Below are 23,310 nucleotides of genomic sequence, written 5' to 3'. Positions count from 1 at the left end.
AATGAGCGTTCACATTGGTCCGGAAATGGTGTTCACGTTGAACCGGAATCGGTGTTCATGATCGGCCGGAATATGCACACGGGGCGCCGCTCGGCGAGAGTCGAGCTCTCTGCTGATGGAATATCCGGTAATCGTTATCTCCACAGGGTGCGTGAGGTATAGAGGTGGTCTCAAGGTATGGCCGGGATATTCTGGGTCGCCGATGCATGTAATTGACTGCGCTGCCATAACTGCCCCTTGATGATGGGCAATGGCGCTCGTCTGCCGTGTGGGCGTGGGAATTCGGTGCGGTCGATGGCGATGGTATTCCCCACTCTGCCGGCAGAGTGGGGAATGCCCAGGTGAAGCGCTATCGGGGCGCCACGCTATCGCTTCCGCCCAGGGCGCGATAGATTTTGGCAGTGGTGGTGAGCTGCTCTTTTTGCTGGGCCAGCAGGCTCTGCTGGGCATCCCACAGCCGGTTCTGCTCATCAAGCCAAGCCTGTACACCGGTCGCGCCCGCCTGGAAGCGAGCCTTTGCCAGGCGTTCGGCCTCTCGGGCATAACTCAGCTGCTCCTGCAGATAATCGAGTCGCTGCTGGCCATAGTGGCGCGCGGCCAGATTGTCTTCCACCTCCACCAGTGCGGTGTAGAGCTGTTTGCGAAACTCGGTTTCAGCGATCTGATAATCCAGCTCTGAGCTTTCGATGGCGAGCTGGGTGCGGTTGTACTCAAGGAAGGGGAGGGCGAGGCTGGCCCCTAGCGTACCAACCGGATTTTGCAGTACCTGCGCCAATCTATCGGATGCGGTGCTGGCACTGCTGGTCAGGGTCAGGCTGGGGTAGAAGCTGGTGCGGATCTCGTCCCCCTTTGCCAGCGTCTTGCGCAGCCGCAATTCGGCCGCTTTGACATCGGGGCGGCGAGCCAGCACATCGGCCGGAATACCCACCGCAAGTTCAGGAATAGTCTGCTTTGCAAGGGAAGCGGGTGCATACTCCAGCGGCCCGCTGCTGCGGCCCAGCAGCAGACGTAGGGCATTGCGAGCCTGCTCCTGCTGCGCCTTGAGGGAGGCCAGCTCAGCCTGCTTGCCTGCCAGTTGCTGGCGTGCCTGCGCCAGATCGAGTCGGGTAATGGCGCCAGCCTGGTATTTGGTCTGGGTCAGCTGCTCGGTACGGGTCAGGTTGGCCAGCTGCTGTTCCCCAAGTGTGATGGCAGAGCCGAGATAGCCGAGCTGCCAATACTGCTCCAGGGTATTGCCGATCAGCAGCAGTCGGGTGCTGGCGAGATCCTGCTCGCTTGCCGCTGCTTCCCAGCTTGCCTGATCTCGCACCGAGGCAAGCTTGCCCCACAAATCCACTTCGTAACTGAGGCTCAGAGAGGGGCCCAGACTGTTGGTGCCGTTGCCGGTTTTCAGATCCTTGTTGCCACTGGCTGCGATAGTGCCATTGACCGAGGGGGTGAGGTTGGTATCGGCCTGCTCGGCGCCCAGTCGTGCGCTTTTGAGCTTGAGGGCCGCCACACGCATGTCCGGGTTAGCGGCCAGAACCGCCTCGACCAATTTGTCGAGCTGGGGATCATGAAATTCCTGCCACCATTGGCCTGCCTGAGCAGCCAGTTGGGCGCCCTCTGCTTGTTGCCATGCGGGGGCGATCGCCAGCTCGGGTCTTTGATAGGTGCTGTGCTGACCGCAGCCGCTGAGGGCCATAGAGAGAGCCAGCCAGGAGAGTTTGTGCATTGTTATTCCCTCGCCAGTGCGACAACAGGGTCGAGCCGCGCCGCATTGCGTGCCGGCAGGTAACCAAACAGGATCCCGATGAGTGACGAGCAGCCAAAGGCCATCAGGATGGAGAAGAGCGAGAACTGCATCTTGATGGAGTCCACCAGCAGTGAAAAGAGCGCGCCAATGCCGAGCGAGAGGCCGACGCCGAAGATCCCCCCCAGCAGGCTCACCATCACAGCTTCAATCAGGAATTGCTGCAAAATATCCGACTGGCGGGCGCCCACGGCCATGCGAATGCCGATCTCGCGGGTGCGCTCGACCACTGACACCAGCATGATGTTCATCACGCCCACCCCGCCGACGATCAGCGAGATCACCGCGATGGCCGAGACCATCAGGGTCATGGTGGTGGTGGTTTTCTCCACCGATTTGATGATGCTGTCGCTACTGAAGGTGAAGAAATCCTTTACCCCGTGACGCTTGGTGATCAACTCGATCACCGCCTGCTCGGCCAGTGCCGGTTGTACCCCGTCTTTGACCCGGATGGTGATCTGGCTGAAGTGGTGCTGCGAGATGAGGCGACTCATCACCGCGCTGTAGGGCAGCCAGATATTGACTGACTGGCTGGTGGGTCCAAAGCCGGTCTCCTGCGAAACCACCCCGACAATCCGCACCGGCAAGGTGCCGACCAGTACTACCTTGCCTACAGGATCCTCCTTGCCAAGCAGGCTGGTGATGCTCTTCTTGTCCACCACGGCGACGGCGGCACGCTGCTGGATATCTTGCCACTTCAGTAAGCGACCACTGACCAGCGTCATCCCTTTCACCTTGAAATAGTCGTTACCGACCCCGGTCACATTGCCGCTGTTGGTCTTGTTGCGATAGCGCAACTGGCCTGAGCTGCCGATCTCGGGGCTGGCGCCCGCAAGATAGGGTTGCCCCAGCAGGGCATCGAGATCCCCCTTGTTGAGGGTCTGGATGCTGGCCATCTTCTCATCGCCCCATCCTTTACCCGGGAAGATTTCGATGGTGTTGGTGCCCATCGCATTGATCTGGTCGATCACCTTGGCGCGAGCCCCTTGCCCCAGCGCCACCACACTCACCACGGCGGCGATACCGATGATGATGCCGAGCATGGTGAGGAAGGTGCGCATCCGGTGGGCGAGCATGGCATGCATCGCCATCCGTCCCGCTTCCCGATAACGATCCCAGTCGTGACCCATGGCGCCTTTAGTGGGTACTATTTTTTGAGGGGCTGTGGCGGTGGCTGGAGCCAACACGGGCGTTTGGCAGGGGCCGCTATCTTGTTCAATCCGACCATCTTTGAGAGTGATGATCCGGTCGGCATGGCTGGCCACGTTCATATCGTGGGTGACCAGAATGATGGTATGGCCCTGAGCGTGCAGCTCCTTGAGGATCGCCATCACCTCCTTGCCGCTCTGGCTATCCAGTGCGCCGGTCGGTTCATCGGCGAGGATCACTTCGCCGCCATTGGCCAGCGCCCGGGCGATACTGACCCGCTGCTGCTGACCGCCGGAGAGTTGGCCAGGGGTATGGTGGCTGCGATCGGCCAGCCCCAGTCTGCCCAGCAGCTGACGCGCACGCGCCTGGCGATCCGGGCGGCTGGTGCCGGCATAGACGGCGGGGATCTCCACGTTGGCGGCGGCATCGAGATGGGGCAGCAGATGGTAGCGCTGAAAGATAAAGCCGAAGTGGTGGCAGCGCAGCCGGGCCAGCGCCAACGCATCCATGGTCGCGGTGTCCTGACCGCGAAACAGATACTGGCCGCCGCTCGGGCTATCCAGGCAACCCAGCAGGTTCATCAGGGTCGACTTGCCGGAGCCGGACGCGCCGACAATGGCGATCATCTCTCCTGCCGAGATGGTGAGGTCAAGAGGGTGGAGTACGGTGACTTCGCTGTCGCCACTCTGGTAGCGTCGCTCGACCCCTTTAAGCTGGATCAACGGCAGCTGGTTCAGGGGCTCACTCATAGCATCACCGCCATCTCATCATTGTCGGCGGGGGTTCCGTGATTGAGCTGCACCTCCTCCTTCTCACTCAGCCCGCTGATCACCTCAATGCGGATCTCGTCCTTCATACCGGTTTTGATATGACGGGTTTCGGTTGTCTCATCGTCCTTGATCACTGTGACTTCATACTCGTTGTCACCCAACGACTTGCCGAGGGCGGTTTGCGGCACAGTGAGCACCTGCTTGCGCTCGCCGAGCACAATGGTCACCTGGGTTGTCATTGCGACCCGCAGGGTATGGTCGGGATTGGGTACATCGAACAGGGCGTAGTAGTAGACAGCCGCATTGCTGGTGGTGGTGCCAGTGGTGGCCTGATCGTTGATGTTGGTAGGCGCTAACTCCACGGCGCGAAGCGTACCCTGATAGCGGGTATCCGGATCGCCGATCAGGGTGAAGTAGACCGGCATGCCGGCTTTGACTTTGGTGACATCGGCTTCGGAGATCTGCGCCTTGACCGTCATGGTCTCGAGGTTGGCCAGCTTGAGCACGGTCGGCACCGTCTGGCTGGCAGCCAGGGTCTGGCCCTGACGGGTCACAATGCTGATGACGGTGCCATCCATCGGCGCCAGGATCTTGGTGTAGCCCAGCTCGGTCTTGGCCCGATCAACCTTGATCAGGGCGTTGTCGATATTGGCCTGGCTGTTTTGCAATTCGGCGCGGGTGACCGCCAGCAGTGCTTCGGCACTCTCCAGTTCGGCCCGTGAGCTCGCCTCCTGCTTAAACATCTGCTGCTGGCGCCGCCAGGCGAGCTCGTTCTGTTTGAGTTGTGCCTGCTTGATCTTGAGCTGGGCGCGGTTGCTGGCAAGCTCCGCCTCGGCCGTCTTGAGGTTGTTCTGGGCAATCAGGGGATCGATCTCGGCCAGCAGGTCTCCCTGTTTGACCTGATCACCGGCCTCTACGGCCAGCTTGGTAACCTGACCGGAGACCTGGGCCCCCACATCCACCTGCTCCACGGCCTGCAGCACGCCACTGGCCAGTACGGTCTGGGCGATATCCTCGCGGGTCACCTGAGCGGTCAGCATCGCCTTGGGTGGTTGACTGGGCCAGAGCAGCCAGCCGAGGAGCACCACGGCGATCAGCATGGTGATAGCCAGGGTTCTCTGCTTGGGGGTTATGTTCATCGATCACCTGAATGGAAACGGAAAAGGTTGTGCGCGGCGATTATCCTGCAGCAAAGCTCTGATAAATAACAGCCGCAAATATGTAAGCAAAGTTATGGCGTTAACTGTCAATAAGCCGTGAAAGGAGTAAGCGAGAGACCGCAGTGGTGAGCAAGATGGTCAGCAAGAGGATGGGGAGTGCGGCTGGCGGTGGCGATGAAAAAGCCCTGCGCAGAGGCAGGGCTTTGGAATAGGTGATAGCGAGGGAGGATCAGGCCTTGGCCAGCAGATCCATCACCCAGGGCAGACCCTGCTTCTTGCGGCTGACAAAGCCCGGGTGGTAGCTGGACTCGGCCGGTACTTTGGCGTGCTCGGTAAAGTAGATACGGCTAGCTGCCGCAGTCAGGTCAGTCACCATCAGCACGAAGAAGTCGAGCCCTTCGCTCGCCACGCGCTGGGCCATCTCCTGCTGCAGGGCTGGCAGGTGCTCGGCCAGCTGCTGCTCGCTGCCCACTTCGATCTGGCTCATGATGAAGCTGCAACCTTCCGCCTGGAATGCCTTCTCATCCTGCTGCAGCAGTTGAGCCGGAGTCAGGCCGCTCAGGTCGGTTTTCGCCATCAGCAGCTGTTGGCCGAATTCGGCCAGCGATACTTCGGCCAGCGGTGCCAGACGCTCACAAGCGATCTTGTCCTGCTCGGTGGTGGTCGGCGAGGTGAGACAGAGGGTGTCGCTCATGATGGCACCCAGCATCAGGCGAGCCTGGCTGCGGGTCACAGTGCCTTGCTGACTCAGCAGATCAAAAGCGATGGTGCAGGTGCAGCCGACGGCCCGGATCCACGCATCCAGCGGAGACTGGGTGACCAGGGTACCGAGACGGTGGTGATCCACCAGACCCAGCACATTGGCTTGTGCCAGTGTGGCAGGGCCCTGTTCCAGATCACTGAAATCCACCAGCCAGACATCTTCACCGGTCAGATCTTTGGTCAGCAATTCGGGTTCGCTGACGCCAGCCTGCTCCAGAATAAAACGGGTTTCGGTGCGCAGGTCACCCAGACGCCATGGGGTGGCCTGACGGCCCTGGCCATTGAGCCAGTCGGTGATAACCAGCGCACTGCAGATACTGTCGCTATCAGGATTCTTGTGACCAAAAACGTGGATCATAGACAAAGCCTCACAATTGGATACCCATAAAGGGGGGCAACACTATGCGAAATCCGCCACATGAAGGCAACCGGATCTACGCCCATGTTGCTGCCAGCTTCGCCTAACTCGCCATTTTATTGATCTGGGTCGGTAATCCTGACGCGAGTTCGGTTCTCACAGTTGGCTATTGGCTATTGGCTATTGGCTATTGGCTATTGGCTATTGGCTATTGGCTATTGCTGACTGTGCAGGCCATGGCACTCGTCCGTGCCTGCACAGTCAGCATGTTCAGTCTGCCCTGTCAGTCGCCATCGCTGTAAATCGGCTTTATTGCCTGATTCAACGACGCAGCAGCTCGCGGGCATTGGCCAGGGTATTATCGGTGATCTGGTCGCCACCGAGCAGGCGTGCCAGCTCGTTGAGACGGGCGGCCTCATCAAGGGCACTCATTTGGGTTTCGGTTGTTTTGCCATCGGTATGCTTGCTCACCACCATATGCTGGTGGCCGTTGCCTGCCACCTGAGGCAAGTGAGTGACCACCATCACCTGAGTGGACTCCCCGAGCTGGCGCAGCAGGCGACCTACCACGGCGGCCGTCGGGCCGCTGATCCCCACATCCACTTCGTCGAAAATCAGGGTCGGGGTGGAGACCTTGCGGGCGCTGATCACCACGATGGCGAGACTGATGCGCGACAGTTCACCGCCTGAGGCCACCTTACCAAGCGGCTGGATCGGTTGGCCAGGGTTGGTGGTGACCATGAACTCCACCCGATCTATACCCAGCGGAGAGAGGCTGCTCTGGGCATCGGGGCGCACCTCGATGGCAAAGCGGCCATCGGGCATCGCCAGTTCGTGCATGCTGCTGGTTACCTTGGCGCCCAGCTCCTGGGCGTAACGCTGACGGCTCTGGCTCAGGGCCTCGGCGGACTGCACAAACGCCTGACGGGCCTCGGCCAGCTCATCTTCCATCCCCTCTAATCGCTCTTCGTCAGAGTTGAGGCGAGCGAGATCCGAGGCAAGCTCCTGATGGTGCTGGGCCAGATCCGCCGGTTTGACGTGGTGCTTGCGGGCCAGATTGATTGCCTTGGAGAGGCGGGCTTCCAGCTCGTTGAAACGTTCGGGATCCAGCTCCAGTCGGTCGAGGTAGCTACGTAGTTCGCTGTGGCTCTCCTGCACCCCGATCAGCGCTTCGTTCAGCATCTCCAGTACCGGGGTGAGGCGGCTGTCCATGCTGACCAGCCCCTCGGCCCGATCGACGGCCGATTGCAGCAGCCCTGCGATAGTGGTCTCTTCGTTGTCATAGAGCAGATCGAGGCAGGCGCCGCACTCCTGCATCAGCTCGGTGCCGTTGGCGAGACGCTGGTGCTCCTCCTCTATCTCTTCGAACTCCCCCGGTTGCAGGGCAAATTCGTCCAGCTCCTGCACCTGATACTCGATCAGCTGGCGACGGGCCTCCCGCTGCTGCTGCTCGGCCTTGAGCCGGTTCAGTTCGTTTTGCAGTTGGCGCCACTGCTGATAGTGCTGGCGTACCTCGTCGAGCAGTAGGTGGTGACCGGCATAGCCGTCGAGCAGGGCGAGCTGGTAGTCGGGTTTGAGCAGCATCTGGTGGGCATGCTGACCGTGCACGTTGACCAGCAGCTGGCCCAGATTCTTGAGCTGGGTGAGGGGGACGGGCACGCCGTTGATATAGCTGCGCGAACGCCCTTCGGCAGAGATGACTCGCCGCACGATACACTCACCTTCGTTTTCCAGTTCGTTGGTGGCGAGCCAGGCGCGGGCGGCCGGGTTGTTGTCCAGCAGGAAGCGGGCGCTGACCTCGCTTTTGTCGCTATCGGGTCGCACCATGCCCGCTTCGGCCCGCTCTCCGAGACAGAGACCAAGAGCGTCGATGGCGATGGATTTACCGGCACCGGTCTCACCTGTGATGCAGGTCATGCCCGGTTGCAGATCGAGTTCGAGAAACTTGACGATGGCGAAGTTGTTGACGGTCAGCTGGGTCAGCATGGTCTCATCCTGTATAGGTCAACATTACTGTGTATGCATCCAGTATATACTGGTCTTATATACAGTAAAGAGGGCGCCGTCATTTTTAACAAAGGAAAGCCGCGTCAGTGCGGTATGGCTATGAAAATGCGGTACTGACTATTGGTGCGCGGTACGGGTATGAGAGTGCAGGGGCGGTTGCTACGAAAGAAAAGAGAAGGGCACCAATTCAGGCGCCCTCTGTGGCAATGCCGTTGTCGGTCAGCGCCGATTAAAACAGCTTGCTGCCCCAGCCGAGCTTGTTGCGCAGCACGTGGAAGTAGCTGTAGTCGAGGGGATGTACCAGATGAAGCTGGTGGTGGCTCTTCTTGATGAGGATCTCGTCCCCCGGGTGGACCGCCAGCGTCACCTGGCCATCACAGCTGACCTGCATGGCATCGTCCTGATTATCCGGCGAGACCAGCAGCCGCACTTCACTGTCGGCATCGAGCACGATTGGGCGACTGCTGAGGGTATGCGGGAACATGGGCACCAGCGTAATAGCGTTGAGCTTGGGAGTGAGGATGGCGCCACCTGCCGACAGGGAGTAGGCGGTCGAGCCGGTCGGGGTGGCCACTATGATGCCGTCCGAACGCTGGCTATACATAAAGCTGCCATCGATATAGACCTCGAACTCGATCATGTGGGCGATCTTGCCCGGGTGCAGCACCGCCTCGTTGACCGCCAGATTGCTCGACTTGCGCTCGCCGTGGCGATAGACCGAAGCTTCCAGCAGGAAGCGGTGTTCGCTCTTGTAGTGACCGGAGAGCACCTGCTCCAGCGGCAATAGATAATCTTGCGGCGAGAGGTCGGTCAGAAAGCCGAGGTTACCCCGGTTGACCCCGATCACTGCCACATCGAAGCGCGACAGCACCCGTGCAGCCCCCAGCATGTTGCCGTCACCGCCGACCACGATGGCGAGATCGGCCTGCTGGCCCAGTTGCACCAGATCCATCACGTTTTCATCGAGGATGCTCAGGGTCTGGGCGACCCGGCTCTCCACCAGTACCCGAAAGCCGCGGGCGGTCAGGTATTGATGCAGGCCGGTCAGCGTCTGGTTGGCCCCCTCATGGTGGGGTTTGCCAATCAGGGCGATGGTTTTGAACGGAGAATCCATAGTCAGTCAGATCTGGGATGGGTATTGCGGGCCAGTATACAGTGCTTTGCTCCGCTTGTGACGCTCTCCCGTGTGACGGGGCCGGCTATCCCCTTGAGGCTACTGGTTAAACTGTGAGCGGTAACCCGGATGAACCGACGGTTGCGGCTATTCAGCAACCCTGATTGCCCTTTACCCCTTGAAAGCCGGGGATGCATCCCCATAATAGCGCCAGCATAGTCGGTCTGTTGTCGTCCGGTCGCTCAACCAGACGTCAGGGCCCTCATAAGTAACCCAGGAATTGGAGATGTCATGAACCACGAAGAGCAAAAGGTTGAAGCGATGGAGCAAGTGGAAGCCCAGCCAGTCGAGCCGACCGATGTAGACAGTGAAGTGACAGCCGAGCAGGCCCGCATTGCCGAACTGGAAGCGCAGCTGGAAACCGCCATCCAAAAAGCAGCGGAAGAGCGTGAACGCGCCCTGCGTACCGCCGCCGAGATGGAGAACCTGCGTCGTCGTACCGAGCTGGATGTCGAGAAGGCGCACAAATTCGCTCTGGAGAAGTTCGCAGGCGAACTGCTGCCGGTGCTGGACAACCTTGAGCGCGCCATCGAACTGGCCGACAAGGAGAACGAAGCCCTCAAGCCGATGATCGAAGGTGTCGAGCTGACCCTGAAATCCATGCAGAGCGGCGTTGCCAAGTTCGGTCTGGTGGCGCTCGACCCGCTCAACCAGCCGTTTGACCCCAACGCTCATCAGGCGATGAGCATGGTGCCGAGTGCCGACGTGGCGCCGAACACCGTCATTGCCGTGATGCAGAAGGGCTATGACCTCAACGGTCGGGTGATCCGTCCGGCCATGGTGATGATCGCCAAAGCGGTCGACTGATTGGCTGTGGGTACCCGAGCCCGCCCCGTGGCGGGCTTTTTGTTTCGCAGTACAGCACCCGCTCATGGTGCCCGGTTTCACGGCTCAACGTGACCGCGCAACCATGACAAAGGGTGTGGTTTTTTAGGGTTGGGGCTTGAAGCTGCGTCTGGCGACCCCATATAGGGTGCAAGGCCGCGGCGGCACAAAAAATTTGATGCCGGGAGCTTGAAAGCCAGATTGGCAGCCCCCACCTAGCCGTTAACGCATTAAGGCGAGTTCCTCGCCAGTTTATTCAAAGTATTTGGAGATTCGTCAAATGGGTAAAATCATCGGTATTGACCTGGGTACTACCAACTCCTGCGTCGCTATTCTGGATGGCGACACTGCTCGCGTGATCGAGAACGCAGAAGGCGATCGTACTACTCCGTCCATCATTGCCTATGCCGATGATGGCGAGATCCTGGTTGGTCAGCCGGCCAAGCGTCAGGCCATCACCAACCCGAAAAACACCCTGTTCGCCATCAAGCGTCTGATCGGTCGTCGTTTTGAAGATGAAGAAGTGCAGCGTGACCTGAAAATCATGCCGTACGCCATCGCCAAAGCTGACAACGGCGACGCCTGGGTTGAAGTGAAGGGCAAGAAAATGGCACCGCCGCAGATCTCTGCCGAAGTGCTGAAAAAGATGAAGAAGACCGCCGAAGACTACCTGGGCGAGCCGGTAACCGAAGCCGTTATCACTGTTCCGGCCTACTTCAACGACGCCCAGCGTCAGGCTACCAAGGATGCCGGTCGCATCGCCGGTCTGGATGTAAAACGCATCATCAACGAACCGACTGCAGCGGCTTTCGCTTACGGCGTGAACAAGGTCAAGGGCGAGCGCAAGGTTGCCGTATATGACCTGGGTGGCGGTACTTTCGATATCTCCATCATCGAGATCGACGAAGTCGAAGGCGAAACCACCTTCGAAGTACTGGCGACCAACGGTAACACCCACCTGGGTGGTGAAGACTTCGACAACCGCGTCATCAACTATCTGGTAGACGAGTTCAAGCGTGAGCAGGGCATCGACCTGCGCAACGACCAGCTGGCTCTGCAGCGTCTGAAAGATGCCGCCGAGAAAGCCAAGATCGAGCTCTCTTCTGCCCAGCAGACCGACGTCAACCTGCCGTACATCACTGCCGATGCTACCGGTCCGAAGCACATGAACATCAAGGTAACCCGCGCCAAGCTGGAATCCCTGGTGGAAGACATGGTGAAAGACTCTCTGGAGCCGGTTCGTGTCGCCCTGAAAGACTCCGGTCTGGCAGTTGGCGAGATCGACGACGTGATCCTGGTTGGTGGTCAGACCCGTATGCCGCTGGTTCAGAAGACCGTTGCCGAGTTCTTTGGCAAAGAGCCGCGTAAAGACGTCAACCCGGACGAAGCCGTGGCCATGGGGGCTGCCATCCAGGGCGCCGTACTGTCCGGTGACAAGACCGACGTACTGCTGCTGGACGTTACCCCGCTCTCCCTGGGTATCGAAACCATGGGCAGCGTGATGACTGCGCTGATCGAGAAGAACACCACCATCCCGACCAAGAAGTCCCAGGTGTTCTCCACTGCCGAAGACAACCAGTCTGCCGTGACCATTCACGTGCTGCAGGGTGAGCGCAAGCGCGCCAGCGACAACAAGTCTCTGGGCCAGTTCAACCTGGAAGGCATCCGTCCGGCACCGCGCGGTCTGCCGCAGATCGAAGTGACCTTCGACATCGATGCCAACGGTATCCTGCACGTCTCTGCGAAAGACAAAGAGACCAACAAAGAGCAGAAGATCACCATCCAGGCCTCCTCTGGTCTGTCTGATGACGAGATCGAGCGCATGGTACGCGAAGCCGAAGCCAACGCGGCCGAGGACAAGAAGTTTGAAGAGCTGGTACAGGCTCGCAACCAGGCTGATGGTCTGGTCCACTCCGTACGCAAGCAGATCACCGAAGCCGGTGAAGCCCTGCCTGCCGACGACAAGACCAAGATCGAAGCTGCTCTGAGCGAGCTGGAAGTTGCCATCAAGGGTGACGACAAGGCTGCCATCGAAGCCAAACAGCAGGCTCTGCTGGAAGCGTCCCAGAAGCTGATGGAAATTGCCCAGCAGCAGGCTCAGGCCCAGGGTGCAGCCGGTGCTGATGCCGGTCAGTCCTCCTCTTCTGCCAAGGCTGACGACGACGTAGTCGACGCCGAGTTCGAAGAAGTGAAAGACGACAAGAAGTAAGCCCTACCCAGATGGGCGGAGTCCGCTTCGCCCATCGGCTTGGTCAATGAATTCACGGGCGTTGGGTAACCAACGCCCGTCTGCGTAACCACAGGATGAGTATGTCGAAGCGCGATTTCTACGAAGTACTGGGTGTGGCGAAAGATGCCGACGATCGCGAGATCAAGAAGGCGTACAAGCGCCTGGCCATGAAGTATCACCCGGATCGTAACCAGGGTGATGCCGCATCCGAAGAGAAGTTCAAAGAGGTCAAGGAAGCCTACGAGGTCCTGACCGATGCCAACCTGCGTGCCCGTTACGACCAGTACGGCCATGCCGGTGTCGACCCGAGCCAGGGTGGCGGTGGCCACGGTGGCTTTGGCGGCGGTGCCGACTTCGCCGACATGTTTGGTGACGTATTCGGTGACATCTTCGGCGGTGGCCGTGGTGGTGCCCGTCGTGGCCCGGCCCGTGGCTCTGACCTGCGTTACACCATGGAGCTGACGCTGGAAGAGGCGGTACGCGGGGTCTCCAAGGAGATCAAGGTGCCGACCCTGGTTCACTGTGAAGTCTGTAACGGCTCCGGTGCCCACACCGGCAGCAGTGCCCAGACCTGCCCGACCTGCCACGGCTCCGGCCAGGTGCAGATGCGTCAGGGCTTCTTTGCGGTTCAGCAGGCGTGTCCGCACTGTCACGGTCGCGGCAAGATCATCAAGGATCCGTGCCGCAAGTGTCACGGTGAAGGTCGCTACCAGCGCACCAAGACCCTGTCGGTGAAAATTCCGGCGGGCGTCGATACCGGCGATCGCATCCGTCTCTCTGGTGAAGGGGAAGCGGGGGAAGCGGGAGCTCCGGCAGGGGATCTCTACGTACAGGTGCACGTCAAAGAGCACGAGATCTTCGTGCGTGACGGCAACAACCTTTACTGCGAAGTGCCCATCAGCTTCACCGCAGCTGCGCTGGGTGGCGAGATTGAAGTGCCGACCCTGGATGGCCGCGTCAAGCTCAAGGTCACTCCGGAGACCCAGACCGGCAAAATGTTCCGCATGCGCGGCAAGGGCGTCAAGTCAGTGCGCTCCGGCCAGGTAGGGGATCTGATGTGCAAGGTGGTGATCGAGACTCCGGTCAACCTCACCGAGCAGCAGAAAGAGCTGCTGCGCCAGCTGGACGAGTCGTTCAGCGGCGCCGCTGCCAAGACCCACAAGCCGAAATCGGAAGGCTTCTTCGAAGGGGTGAAACGCTTCTTCGACGATCTGACCAGCTGATTTCAGCGACCCGAATAAACAGAGCCGGCCTTGTGCCGGCTCTTTTTTTGCCCGCTATTTCGCCAGGATCCGCCCTATTGAGTGGATCCTGATGAGGGATCCTCCTCACAACTTCCGCCAATTCCTGCTGTACAAATGTTATCCCGCTCACACTGTCGCTGAAACGGTTTAGTTGCTGTATTGAGTTGGCTAAAGCGGTTTAGCTATGCTCCGTCTGTTGATAACAACAGCGCCCGTCCGGGCCACAGATGACAGGTGAGGAATATGATGATGTTCAAGAGCAAGTTGGCGCTGGCGGTAGCGCTGGGATTGGGGATGAGCAGTCCGCTGTGGGCGGCGCAGGCGAGTGTCGCAGGTGAGAGTGTCGAGGCCAGACTGGCGGCGCTGGAGGCACGGGTACAGGCGGCTGAAGCGAGAGCCGAGGCAGCAGAGAGCCGTGCCAGTCAGGCGGAAGTGAAGGCGAGCGCGGCCAGCGAGCAGGCGCAGGTGGCCGACAACCGCAGCCAGAAGGTGGATGAGAAGACCGCTGGTGCCCAGGGCTTCGAGTTTCACGGTTACGCTCGCTCGGGCCTGTTGGTAAACAGCAATGGCAACGGTGGGCGCGGCGGCCCCTACATCACCCCGGCAGGATCCGTGGGTGGGGCTGTCGGTCGCCTTGGCAACGAGGATGACACCTACATGGAGGCCAACCTGCTGAAAACCCAGACCTTCGAGGATGGCAGCTGGGCCCGCTACAAGCTGATGCTGGCAGATGGGGTGGAGACCAGCAACGACTGGACTGCCAGCGATTCGAGCCTCAATACCCGTCAGGTGTTTGCCGAGATCGGCAATCTGGCGAGCTTCGACGGCCCCTTCAAGAATGCGGTGCTGTGGGCGGGCAAGCGCTTTGATCGGGACAACTTTGACATCCACTGGCTCGATTCCGACGTGGTGTTTCTGGCCGGTACCGGCGGCGGCGTCTACGACGTGCAGCTGGCCGACAGCTGGAAGGCCAACTTCTCCCTCTATGGCCGCGATTACGGCGACATCAGCGCCAGTGGCCTCTCCGATATCGAGAGCTACATTCTCACCATGAACAACCGCGTCGGCAACTGGCAGTGGATGGTGAACGGTCTCTCGGCCAAGGACAATGACGCCCGCATCAATGACAAGGGGGCGGGCAGCGAGGCGGCGGACAAGGGGGCACACACCCTGCTGGCCTACCATGGCGAGAGCTTCTTTGGCATCAACCCCGGTTTTGCCAAGGCGGCGGTGTTGTATGGTCATGGGCTGGGGGCCGAGGTCAAGGGGCTGGGCTCTGACAGCGAGCTGTTGCCGGACGCCGATGCAGTGCGGGTCGCCGTGTTTGGCGCCACCGATCTCAACTCGCGCTGGCGTTTTGCCCCGGCCCTGCTGGCCGAGCAGAGTCAGGATCGCTACGTGAAAGGGGACGAGTACCGTTGGCTCACCTTCAATACCCGGGTGGCGCAGGTGCTGAGCCAGAACGTCGAGCTGGTCTACGAGGCGGCCTGGCAGTACATGGATCTCGATCCCAAGGGCTACAAGGGACGCCAGGCGGTAAACGGCAACTTCACCAAGCTCACCTTCGCCCCCACCTTCAAGGCGCAGACCGCCGGATTCTTCGAGCGGCCCGAGCTGCGGGTATTTGCCACCTGGATGGACTGGTCCTCCGAGCTCGACAACTACGCCAGCGACGATGCCATGGGCCAGAGCAACTTCACCGCCGGTGGCGAGTGGAACTTTGGCGTGCAGATGGAAACCTGGTTCTAGTTCGTTATCCCGATCACAAAAATGGCAGCCGGTGCCGAGATCTGTTGGTTGGCTAAAACGGTTTAGCTGATAATGCCAGCCAACAGAACAGAGTTCGGGTTTGACCGTGGATCCGATGCAGCAGTGGAGTAGCAAGGTGACGAATCGTGTGTGGGTAATGGGGGATGCGGTGGTGGACTTGATCCCGGAAGGGGCGTTGCACTACCTCAAGTGTCCGGGTGGCGCGCCCGCCAATGTGGCGGTTGGCGTGGCACGGCTGGGTGGCGATGCGGCCTTTATCGGCCGGGTTGGAGCTGACCCGTTCGGCCGCTTTATGGCCGAGACCCTGAGCGGGGAGGGGGTGGATATCGCTGCGCTGCAGTTCGATCCAGACCATCGTACCTCTACCGTGCTGGTAGAACTGGATGACGAGGGGGAGCGCAGCTTCACCTTTATGGTGCGTCCCAGCGCCGACCAGTTCCTCACCCCGAATGAGTTGCCCCGCTTCGACGCCGGTCAGTGGCTGCTCACCTGCTCCATCGCGCTCGCCAGCGAGCCGGTACGCACCAGCTGCCTGCAGGCCATGGCGGACATCAAGGCGGCAGGCGGGCGGGTCTGCTTCGACCCCAACCTGCGCCCCGAGGTGTGGGGCAACCCCGCCGAGATGCTGCCGCTGGTGCGTCAGGCAATTGCACAGGCGGATGTGGTCAAGCTTTCCATCGAGGAGCTGCAACTGCTGAGTGGCGAGGATGAGCTGGCCGCCGGGCTCGCGACGCTCTCTGGCCCGGCGCTGGTGCTGGTGACCAGAGGGGCGGCCGGGGTAGTGGCTCGCCTTGATGGCGAGTTGCTGGAGTGGGTGGGGCAGAAAGTGACGCCCATCGACACCACGGGGGCGGGGGATGCCTTTGTCGCCGGTCTGCTGGCGGCGCTGGCCGGGCGCTCGTCGCTGCCGACGCAGGCCGAGCTGCCCGCCATCCTGGCTCAGGCCCACGGCTGCGGGGCGCTCGCCACCACCGCCAAGGGGGCGATGACGGCGCTGCCGACCCGCTCCGAACTGGATGCCTTTTTGCGATCAGGCGCAAGCGGCTGTTGAGCTGCGGCTAGAAGCCCGGCTCGACAGCCCCTACTCTCATGTGACAAGGACTCGCCAGCGTGGCGAGTCATAAGAGGAAGAATATGAATATCAGTGCGATAGCCAAGGATCTGGTGCCCCTGCTCGGGGGCAAGGAGAATATCGTTAGCGCTGCCCACTGCGCCACCCGGCTGCGGTTGGTGCTGGCCGATGACAGCAAGGTAAACAAGGCCGCCATCGACAAGCTGGAGGGGGTCAAGGGGTGCTTTAGCAACGCGGGCCAAATTCAGGTGATCTTCGGCACCGGTCTGGTCAACAAGGTCTATGCGGAGTTTGTGACGCTGACCGGTACCGGCACCGCCAGCAAGGCGGAGCTGACCGACATGGCGGCGGCCAAGCTCAACGTGGCCCAGCGGTTGGCGCGAACCCTCTCCAATATCTTCGTGCCGATCATTCCGGCCATCGTCGCCTCGGGCCTGCTGATGGGGCTGCTCGGCATGGTGCGCACCTACGGCTGGGCCAATGCCGACAGCGCCCTGTTTGTGATGCTCGATATGTTCAGTTCGGCGGCCTTTATCATATTGCCCATTCTGATCGGCTTTACGGCAGCACGTGAGTTTGGCGGCAATCCGTACCTCGGGGCGACCCTTGGCGGCATCCTCACCCACCCGGCGCTAACCAACGCCTGGGGCGTGGCCGGTGGCTTCAAGACCATGGACTTCTTCGGGCTGGATGTGGCGATGATCGGCTATCAGGGCACCGTCTTCCCGGTGCTCTTGGCGGTCTGGTTTATGTCCCATCTGGAGAAACAGCTGCGCAAGCGCATTCCGGACGCGCTGGATCTGATCCTCACGCCGTTTCTCACCGTCATCATCACCGGCTTCGTGGCGCTGCTCTTTATCGGCCCGGCGGGTCGGGTGTTGGGGGATGGCATCTCGTTCGGTCTGAGTGCCCTCTATGAGCAGGCGGGCTGGTTGGCGGGGCTGGTGTTTGGCGGCACGTACTCGCTTATCGTCATCACCGGTATCCACCACAGCTTCCACGCCATCGAGGCGGGATTGCTGGCCAATCCGCAAATTGGCGTCAACTTCCTGCTGCCCATCTGGGCCATGGCCAACGTGGCACAGGGCGGGGCTTGTCTCGCGGTCTACTTCAAGACCCGTGATGTGAAGATCAAGGCCATTACCGTGCCGGCGGCCATGTCCTGCCTGCTGGGTATCACCGAGGCGGCGATCTTTGGCGTCAACCTGCGCTACATCAAACCCTTCCTCGCCGGTCTGTTTGGCGGGGCCTGCGGCGGCGCCTACGTGGTGGCGGCCAAGGTGGGGATGACGGCGGTGGGGCTGACCGGTATTCCCGGCATGGCCATCGTCCAGCCCATGAGCCTTATTCACTACATCATCGGGCTGGTGATCGCCTTTGGCGCCGCCTTCGCCGCATCCTACCTGCTCAAGTACAAGGTGGAGTGATGAAGGAAAGCGATCTTCTCAACCAGATTGTCCGGTCGCTGCTGGCCGGACAGATCAAGGCTGCGGCCGATCCCCATCGGCCCCGCTGGCATCTGGCAGCCCCGGTGGGGCTGCTTAACGATCCCAACGGCTTTATCGAGCACGACGGGCGCTACCACCTTTTCTACCAGTGGAATCCGCTGGGCTGCGAGCACCGCAACAAGGGCTGGGGCCATGTCACCTCCACCGATCTGCTGCATTGGCAGCACGAGCCGGTGGCGCTGTTGCCCACCGAAGCCTATGAGAGCCACGGCTGCTATTCGGGCTCGGCGGTGAGCGACGAGCAGGGGCGCCTGACTCTCGTCTACACCGGCAACGTCAAATACCCGGATGGCGGTCGCACCGCCTATCAGTGTCTGGCCCGCGCCGATGGTGAGGGCGGTTTTGCCAAGCTGGGGCCTGTGCTGGATCTGCCCCAAGGCTACAGCGGCCATGTGCGCGATCCCAAGGTGTGGCACGACGGCCAGCAGTGGCTGATGGTGCTGGGAGCCCGCACCCTGGATGACAAGGGGGAAGTGCTGCTCTATCGCGGCGACACCCTGGATGCCTGGACTCTGGTGGGCCCCGTCGCGGGCAGCGGGCGCGGGGGGCTGGGGGACTTTGGCTATATGTGGGAGTGCCCGGATCTCTTCCCGCTGGCCGATCGCCATGTACTGATCAGCTGCCCGCAGGGGATTGCCCCACAGGGAGAGGATTATCTCAACCTCTACCAGTGCGGCTGGCTTTCGGGCGATTTCGACGGCGAGCGCTTCGAGCACGGGGCTTTCCACGAGCTGGATCGGGGCTTCGAGTTCTATGCGCCGCAAACTACCCGAGACAGTCAGGGGCGCCGCCTCTTGTTTGGTTGGCTGGGGCTGCCGGAGGAGAACGAGATGAGCCAGCCTACGATCGCTCACGGGTGGATCCACCAGATGAGCTGCCCGCGGGAGCTGTTCTGGCAGGATGAGTGGCTCTGCCAGCGGCCGGTGGCGGAGCTTGCGGCGCTCAAGGGAGAACTGACCAGCTTCGAGGGGACGCTCGGCGAATTTCCGGGGCTGGCCATCGACTCGGCCTGGCTCGATCTGGATCTCTGCGGTGAGGGGAGTCTCTGGTTCGGCGCCGTGGCCGAGCTGGTGTGGCAGCCGGGGCGCCTCATCTTGCGGCGTCAGAACTGGCAGAGCGGAGCGTGGGAGACCCGCAGCAGCCCATGGGCTGGCGGGCGGATCACCGTGCTATGCGATCGCTCCAGTCTGGAGTGTTTCATCGATGAGGGGCGAAACAGCCTGTCGGCGCGCTACTTCCCCGGAGAAAAGCCGCAACTATCATCAGGTAACGGCGATGATGGCTGCAAAATTTGCCTCAATCACTGGCCGCTGTCGGCGTGCCTAGTACAATAGCCCGGTTCTAGTCAGCCGGGAGGCCAGGTGGAGAAGAAGAAACGGATCACGATTGCCCAGATCGCCGAACTGGCGGGGGTGTCCAAGGCGACTGCCAGTCTGGTGCTCAACGGGAAGAGTGCGGAGTACCGCATTGCCGACGATACCCGCAAGCGCATTCAGGCGGTGGCGGAGGAGTGTCACTACCTGCCGAGCTTTCATGCCCGCTCCCTGCGCGAGACCCGCAGCTACACCTGGGGGCTGGTGATCCCCGATCTCACCAACTTCGGTTTTGCCCGCATTGCCCGCGCCCTCGAGGCCCACTGCCGGGAGGCGGGCATCCAGTTGCTGATCGCCTGCTCCGAGGATGATCCCGCCCTCGAGCAACGGGTGGTGGACAACCTCATCAGCCGTCAGGTGGATGGGTTGATTGTCGCCTCCAGCGGCCACAGCGATGACATCTATGCCCGTATTCACGACCGCCTGCCGGTGGTGCAGCTCGACCGCCACATCGGCGAGTCGCGCCTGCCCATGGTGATCTCCGATGCCTGCAAGGCCACCGCCGAGCTGGTGCGGGATATGGCCAGTGAGTGCGGCGAGGAGATCTACTACTTCGGCGGTTTGCTGGATCTCTCCCCCAGCCGTCACCGGCTGGCGGGCTATGAGCTGGGGCTCCATCGCGCCGGTTTTGAAGCCGATGCCGCCCTGGTGCGCCATCGCGACTACCAGCCGAGCTCCGGTTATCAGTTGATGGCCGAGCTGGTGGCCGAGCTCGGTGCGCCGCCCAGGGGGCTCTTCACCGCCTCCTTCACCCTGCTGGAGGGGGTGCTGCGCTACCTTAACGAGGCGGGGTTGATGGAGACAGAGATGCGCCTGTGCACCTTCGATGATCACGACCTGCTCGACTGCATTCCCATGCGCATCGACTCGGTGGCGCAGGATTGTCCGGCGCTGGCCCTCGCCGCTTTCGAGCTGATGCAGCAACTGATTGCGGGCAATCCTCCCGCACAGACCGCCCAGGTGATCCCCCCCAGGGTGCGCTGGCGCAGTCGCCGCTAGCCACTCTTCGCCCATCCATATGAAAAAGCCCCGCCATTGCTGGCGGGGCTTTTTGCTGTGGGCGGGTGGCTCGTTCCTCTGACAGGCAGCTCAGTCGGTGGTACTGGTGCGCCAGAACACCTGCTTGATATGGGGGTGGATGGCCAGCTTTTGCATCAGGGCATCCAGCTCGTCGCCATCGATGGAGGTAGCCAGCAGCACCGCAGAGATCTCCAGATCCCCCTCGCCAAACGGCTCGATATCTAGTTCGCTCAAGGGGTAGTTGGCCTGCTCCAGCATCTCCTCGAGCCAGTGCAGCACCTCTTTTTGATGCTCGCGCTGGGTCAGCGCCGTCACCTTGTAGGTCACTTCGGTGTCGGTATTGTCCACCGGGCGGCGGTTGATCTGGTTGACCAGCGGTCTCAGCAGGGTGTTGGCGGCCAGCACGAACAGGGCGCCCAGAATTGCCTCCATGGCGAGCCCGGCGCCACAGGCGGCGCCGACCGCAGCTACACCCCAGAGAGTGGCGGCGGTGTTGATGCCGCGGATATTGCCCGATTCGCGCATGATGACGCCGGCGCCGAGAAAGCCGATGCCGGAGACGATATAGGCCACCACATGGACCACGTTGTAGTTGCCGCCGTGCAGGTCATAGATGCGCTGGGCCAGACTGACGAACAGGGCGGCCCCCACGGCGACCAGCACGTTGGTGCGAAGGCCTGCGGTACGTTGGCGGTACTGGCGCTCCAGCCCGACCAGACTGCCAAGCACAAAGGCGAGCAGCAGGCTGGCCAGGGTGTCGAGCAGGGAGATCATGTCAATTTGTTGCCACATCTTCATGGCGTACTCCTTCTGATAAGCGCTGGCTTGGCGCAATCCATGATGAAACGCCGGGAGGCGGATGGATCAGGGGATGATTGCGCGGATGGCCAGCAGACAAACAAAACGCGGCGTCCCGGGGCGCGAGTATCATCGGATGCCCTGACGCTCGGAGAGGACGCAACAAGCGGGGCCAGCGTGGCTGGCCCCTTTCACTGTGGTTAACGCAGGTGTGCGGTCAGTTGAGTTCGGGATCGCAGTCGATGCGCGGGCGCAGTTGCCAGCGCACCGGATGTGCTACTCCGACCTGATGAACGAACTGCACCAGATAGCGTCGCTGGGGCGGGGTGCACTGCAGGTTGAGCACCAGCTCACGCCCGCCGCCGCGACCCGGCTTCATCGATTGCATCGGTTGCAGCCCGGCCGGTTGCAGGGTGTGGTTCACCAGATCCAGCACCTGCTCCATATCGGCGCGATCCTCGCAGCGGATCTGCAGCCTATAGTGGTGCTGACGCGGTTTGCCGCCCAGCCAGCGTGGCAGCATGCCACGGCCGAGCCGGCTCAACAGGGGGTGAGCCCGGGTAGCAACAGAACCTGTTGCGACCGCGCGATCCGCAGCCGGTTTGATTGAGATAAAACGCATAGCAGCCTCCTTGTGGGAAGCAGAAACTATGCAGGCATGGCGACCGTGGCGATTGGCCTCTGGTTGCCAGACGTCAAGTGTAAAAAGGGAGAAGAGGGGAGTGGATTTCCGCTTCTCGCAGGGCTGCGAGCATGCGGCAGAGAAAGACCTGCGGCTAGCTCGCGACCTTGGTACCGACGATGAGGGTCGGTCTACAACTGTCACTTGATGAGTTGCCCACTGATGGTCTCCGCTATTGATAAGAGGCTCGAATGATAGCCGAGGCGGCAGGCAGGGTAAACCCCGTGCCGCCCGCAGCAACATCTTGAAACATAATCGAAAGGCCCGTTTTGCCGCGCAGGGCCGCCAAAAGCAGACCCGGCGAGGGCCGGGTCTGCGGGGTCATTCGGTCTTGTCGATGCCGAGGTATTTGAGCATCAGTTTCTCGTAGATGGGCTCGGTATCCCCCACCTGCATCTTGTGCAGAAAGTACTTCTCAAAGGCGATCTTGGCCAGATGGACCCACTTTCCTTTCTTGAACCAGGCGACGTTGCGCGGCGGGATCTGCGGCATGGCGACGAAGGCGGCACCTGTGTCCCCCATGTCCGCCAGACAGATGGCATTCCACACTGCCTTGGTCACCGGCGGCTGGCCGCTGAGCTCCGCCTTGATGTTGTGGCTCAGGGTGCGCACCATCGCCTCAATCATGTAGCCGGTCTTGGGCACCCCGGTTGGTACCGGCGTCTTGTGCGGCGGGGCAATGGCGATGCAGACCCCGGCGGCGTAAATCTGCGGGAAGGCGGGGTTACGCTGGTGTTCGTCGACGATGACAAAGCCGCGGGGATTGACCAGCCCCTCGATGCCCCGCAGCGGCGCAATGCCGACAAAGGCGGGCAGCATCATGGCGTGTTTGTAGGGCAGAGTGTGGGTGCGCTTGATGTTGCCCTCATCGTCCAGCTCCTCCACCGTCATCTGGCCATCTTGCGCCGCCACGGTGCGGGCATTGCAGATCCACTGCACGTCGCGCATCCGCAATTCGCTCTCCAGCATCCCCTTGGAGTCGCCCACACCGTTTAGACCCAGATGGCCGATGTAGGGCTCGCTGGTGACAAAGGTCATGGGCACATTTTTTCTCACCTTCTTGTCGCGCAGGTGGCGATCGAGGATGAACGCATACTCGTAGGCGGGGCCGAAGCAGGAGGCGCCCGGCATGGCGCCGACAATCACCGGGCCGGGCTCATCGACCAGTGCGCTGACGCTATGGCGGCACTCTTCTGCGTGGGAGAGGGTACAGACGCTGGTGGTGCCACCGGATTCGGGGCCAGCCCCCGTCACCTCGTCAAAGGCGAGGGCCGGACCGGTACAGATCGCCAGAAAGTCGTAACGCAGGGTCTGGCCATCGGAGAGGGTGAGCTGCTGCACCGCCGGTTGCAGCTCGGTCAGGGCGGCATGGATAAAGCGGATCCCCTTTTTCTTCACATGGGGTTCGATGGGGATTGAGGTCTCCTTGCGCTCCCGCCACTGGACGGCAATCCAGGGGTTGGATGGGGTAAATTCAAAGTCCGGCTTGTCATTGATGAGGATCACCTCATGCTGCTTGCCCAGTTCGGCCTTGAGTTCGTAGGCGGCAGACATGCCCCCCAGACCCGCGCCGATGACGATTACCGTTGCCATGTTCAGCCTCCTGCGTTTATTAC

General features: G+C 61.2%; 17 protein-coding genes. 8 read left to right on the top strand and 9 right to left on the bottom strand.

Features of this window, described 5'->3' with window-relative positions; translation table 11 throughout:
- Positions 1-349 precede the first annotated feature (349 nt).
- The 6 genes from NOM06_RS13145 to nadK form a co-directional block, all read right to left on the bottom strand.
- The gene (locus NOM06_RS13145) at positions 350-1,714 is read right to left on the bottom strand and encodes an efflux transporter outer membrane subunit (protein WP_255911894.1); all 1,365 of its coding nucleotides are present in this window, start codon (positions 1,712-1,714) and stop codon (positions 350-352) included.
- A 2-nt stretch (positions 1,715-1,716) separates the two neighbouring features.
- Positions 1,717-3,690, bottom strand: coding sequence for a MacB family efflux pump subunit (locus NOM06_RS13140; RefSeq protein WP_255911893.1), 1,974 nt, complete (start codon positions 3,688-3,690; stop codon positions 1,717-1,719).
- The gene (gene macA, locus NOM06_RS13135) at positions 3,687-4,850 is read right to left on the bottom strand and encodes a macrolide transporter subunit MacA (protein WP_255911892.1); all 1,164 of its coding nucleotides are present in this window, start codon (positions 4,848-4,850) and stop codon (positions 3,687-3,689) included. Before macA ends, NOM06_RS13140 begins: the two co-directional genes overlap by 4 nt.
- 250 nt (positions 4,851-5,100) lie before the next feature.
- A complete protein-coding gene (locus NOM06_RS13130) occupies positions 5,101-5,991 on the bottom strand; it encodes a manganese-dependent inorganic pyrophosphatase (protein ID WP_042080331.1) in 891 nt (296 codons plus the stop codon).
- 321 nt (positions 5,992-6,312) lie between these two features.
- Positions 6,313-7,977, bottom strand: coding sequence for a DNA repair protein RecN (recN, locus tag NOM06_RS13125; protein WP_255911891.1), 1,665 nt, complete (start codon positions 7,975-7,977; stop codon positions 6,313-6,315).
- A gap of 250 nt (positions 7,978-8,227) precedes the next feature.
- A complete protein-coding gene (nadK, locus tag NOM06_RS13120) occupies positions 8,228-9,112 on the bottom strand; it encodes an NAD(+) kinase (RefSeq protein ID WP_005338038.1) in 885 nt (294 codons plus the stop codon).
- Positions 9,113-9,403: 291 nt separating this feature from the next.
- On the opposite strand from nadK, the gene grpE reads away from it, so the two are divergent.
- The 8 genes from grpE (at position 9,404) to NOM06_RS13080 (ending at position 20,193) form a co-directional block, all read left to right on the top strand.
- Positions 9,404-9,979 (top strand): nucleotide exchange factor GrpE, encoded by a 576-nt coding sequence (gene grpE, locus NOM06_RS13115; RefSeq protein ID WP_139709070.1) that lies wholly within the window; start codon positions 9,404-9,406, stop codon positions 9,977-9,979.
- A gap of 298 nt (positions 9,980-10,277) precedes the next feature.
- Complete coding sequence (gene dnaK, locus NOM06_RS13110) at positions 10,278-12,206, top strand: molecular chaperone DnaK (protein WP_042053028.1); 1,929 nt, start codon at positions 10,278-10,280, stop codon at positions 12,204-12,206.
- A 101-nt stretch (positions 12,207-12,307) separates the two neighbouring features.
- The gene (dnaJ, locus tag NOM06_RS13105; protein WP_005338032.1) at positions 12,308-13,450 is read left to right on the top strand and encodes a molecular chaperone DnaJ; all 1,143 of its coding nucleotides are present in this window, start codon (positions 12,308-12,310) and stop codon (positions 13,448-13,450) included.
- Between the two features lie 264 nt (positions 13,451-13,714).
- Complete coding sequence (locus NOM06_RS13100; protein ID WP_255911890.1) at positions 13,715-15,220, top strand: carbohydrate porin; 1,506 nt, start codon at positions 13,715-13,717, stop codon at positions 15,218-15,220.
- Between the two features lie 115 nt (positions 15,221-15,335).
- Positions 15,336-16,292, top strand: a complete 957-nt coding sequence (locus NOM06_RS13095; protein WP_255911889.1) for an aminoimidazole riboside kinase — start codon at positions 15,336-15,338, stop codon at positions 16,290-16,292.
- 83 nt (positions 16,293-16,375) lie between these two features.
- On the top strand, positions 16,376-17,740 hold the full coding sequence (locus NOM06_RS13090) for a sucrose-specific PTS transporter subunit IIBC (RefSeq protein ID WP_040065997.1): 1,365 nt from the start codon (positions 16,376-16,378) through the stop codon (positions 17,738-17,740).
- Positions 17,740-19,155 carry a sucrose-6-phosphate hydrolase gene (locus NOM06_RS13085; protein WP_255911888.1) on the top strand — a complete coding sequence of 472 codons (1,416 nt, stop codon included), beginning with the start codon at positions 17,740-17,742 and terminating at the stop codon, positions 19,153-19,155. The genes NOM06_RS13090 and NOM06_RS13085 overlap by 1 nt, the downstream gene beginning before the upstream one ends.
- A gap of 27 nt (positions 19,156-19,182) precedes the next feature.
- Positions 19,183-20,193, top strand: a complete 1,011-nt coding sequence (locus NOM06_RS13080; RefSeq protein WP_255911887.1) for a LacI family DNA-binding transcriptional regulator — start codon at positions 19,183-19,185, stop codon at positions 20,191-20,193.
- Between the two features lie 90 nt (positions 20,194-20,283).
- On the opposite strand, the gene NOM06_RS13075 is transcribed toward NOM06_RS13080, so the two are convergent.
- From NOM06_RS13075 to NOM06_RS13065, 3 genes are all read right to left on the bottom strand, one after another.
- A complete protein-coding gene (locus NOM06_RS13075; protein ID WP_005338018.1) occupies positions 20,284-21,012 on the bottom strand; it encodes an MgtC/SapB family protein in 729 nt (242 codons plus the stop codon).
- Between the two features lie 217 nt (positions 21,013-21,229).
- Positions 21,230-21,634, bottom strand: coding sequence for a hypothetical protein (locus NOM06_RS13070; RefSeq protein ID WP_255911886.1), 405 nt, complete (start codon positions 21,632-21,634; stop codon positions 21,230-21,232).
- A gap of 381 nt (positions 21,635-22,015) precedes the next feature.
- Positions 22,016-23,287 (bottom strand): NAD(P)/FAD-dependent oxidoreductase, encoded by a 1,272-nt coding sequence (locus NOM06_RS13065; protein ID WP_005344302.1) that lies wholly within the window; start codon positions 23,285-23,287, stop codon positions 22,016-22,018.
- Positions 23,288-23,310: the final 23 nt, after the last annotated feature.

This window comes from Aeromonas sp. JL9, assembly GCF_024436075.1.
Classification (GTDB): domain Bacteria; phylum Pseudomonadota; class Gammaproteobacteria; order Enterobacterales; family Aeromonadaceae; genus Aeromonas; species Aeromonas veronii.
This window is presented reverse-complemented; position numbering and strand designations above follow the sequence as displayed.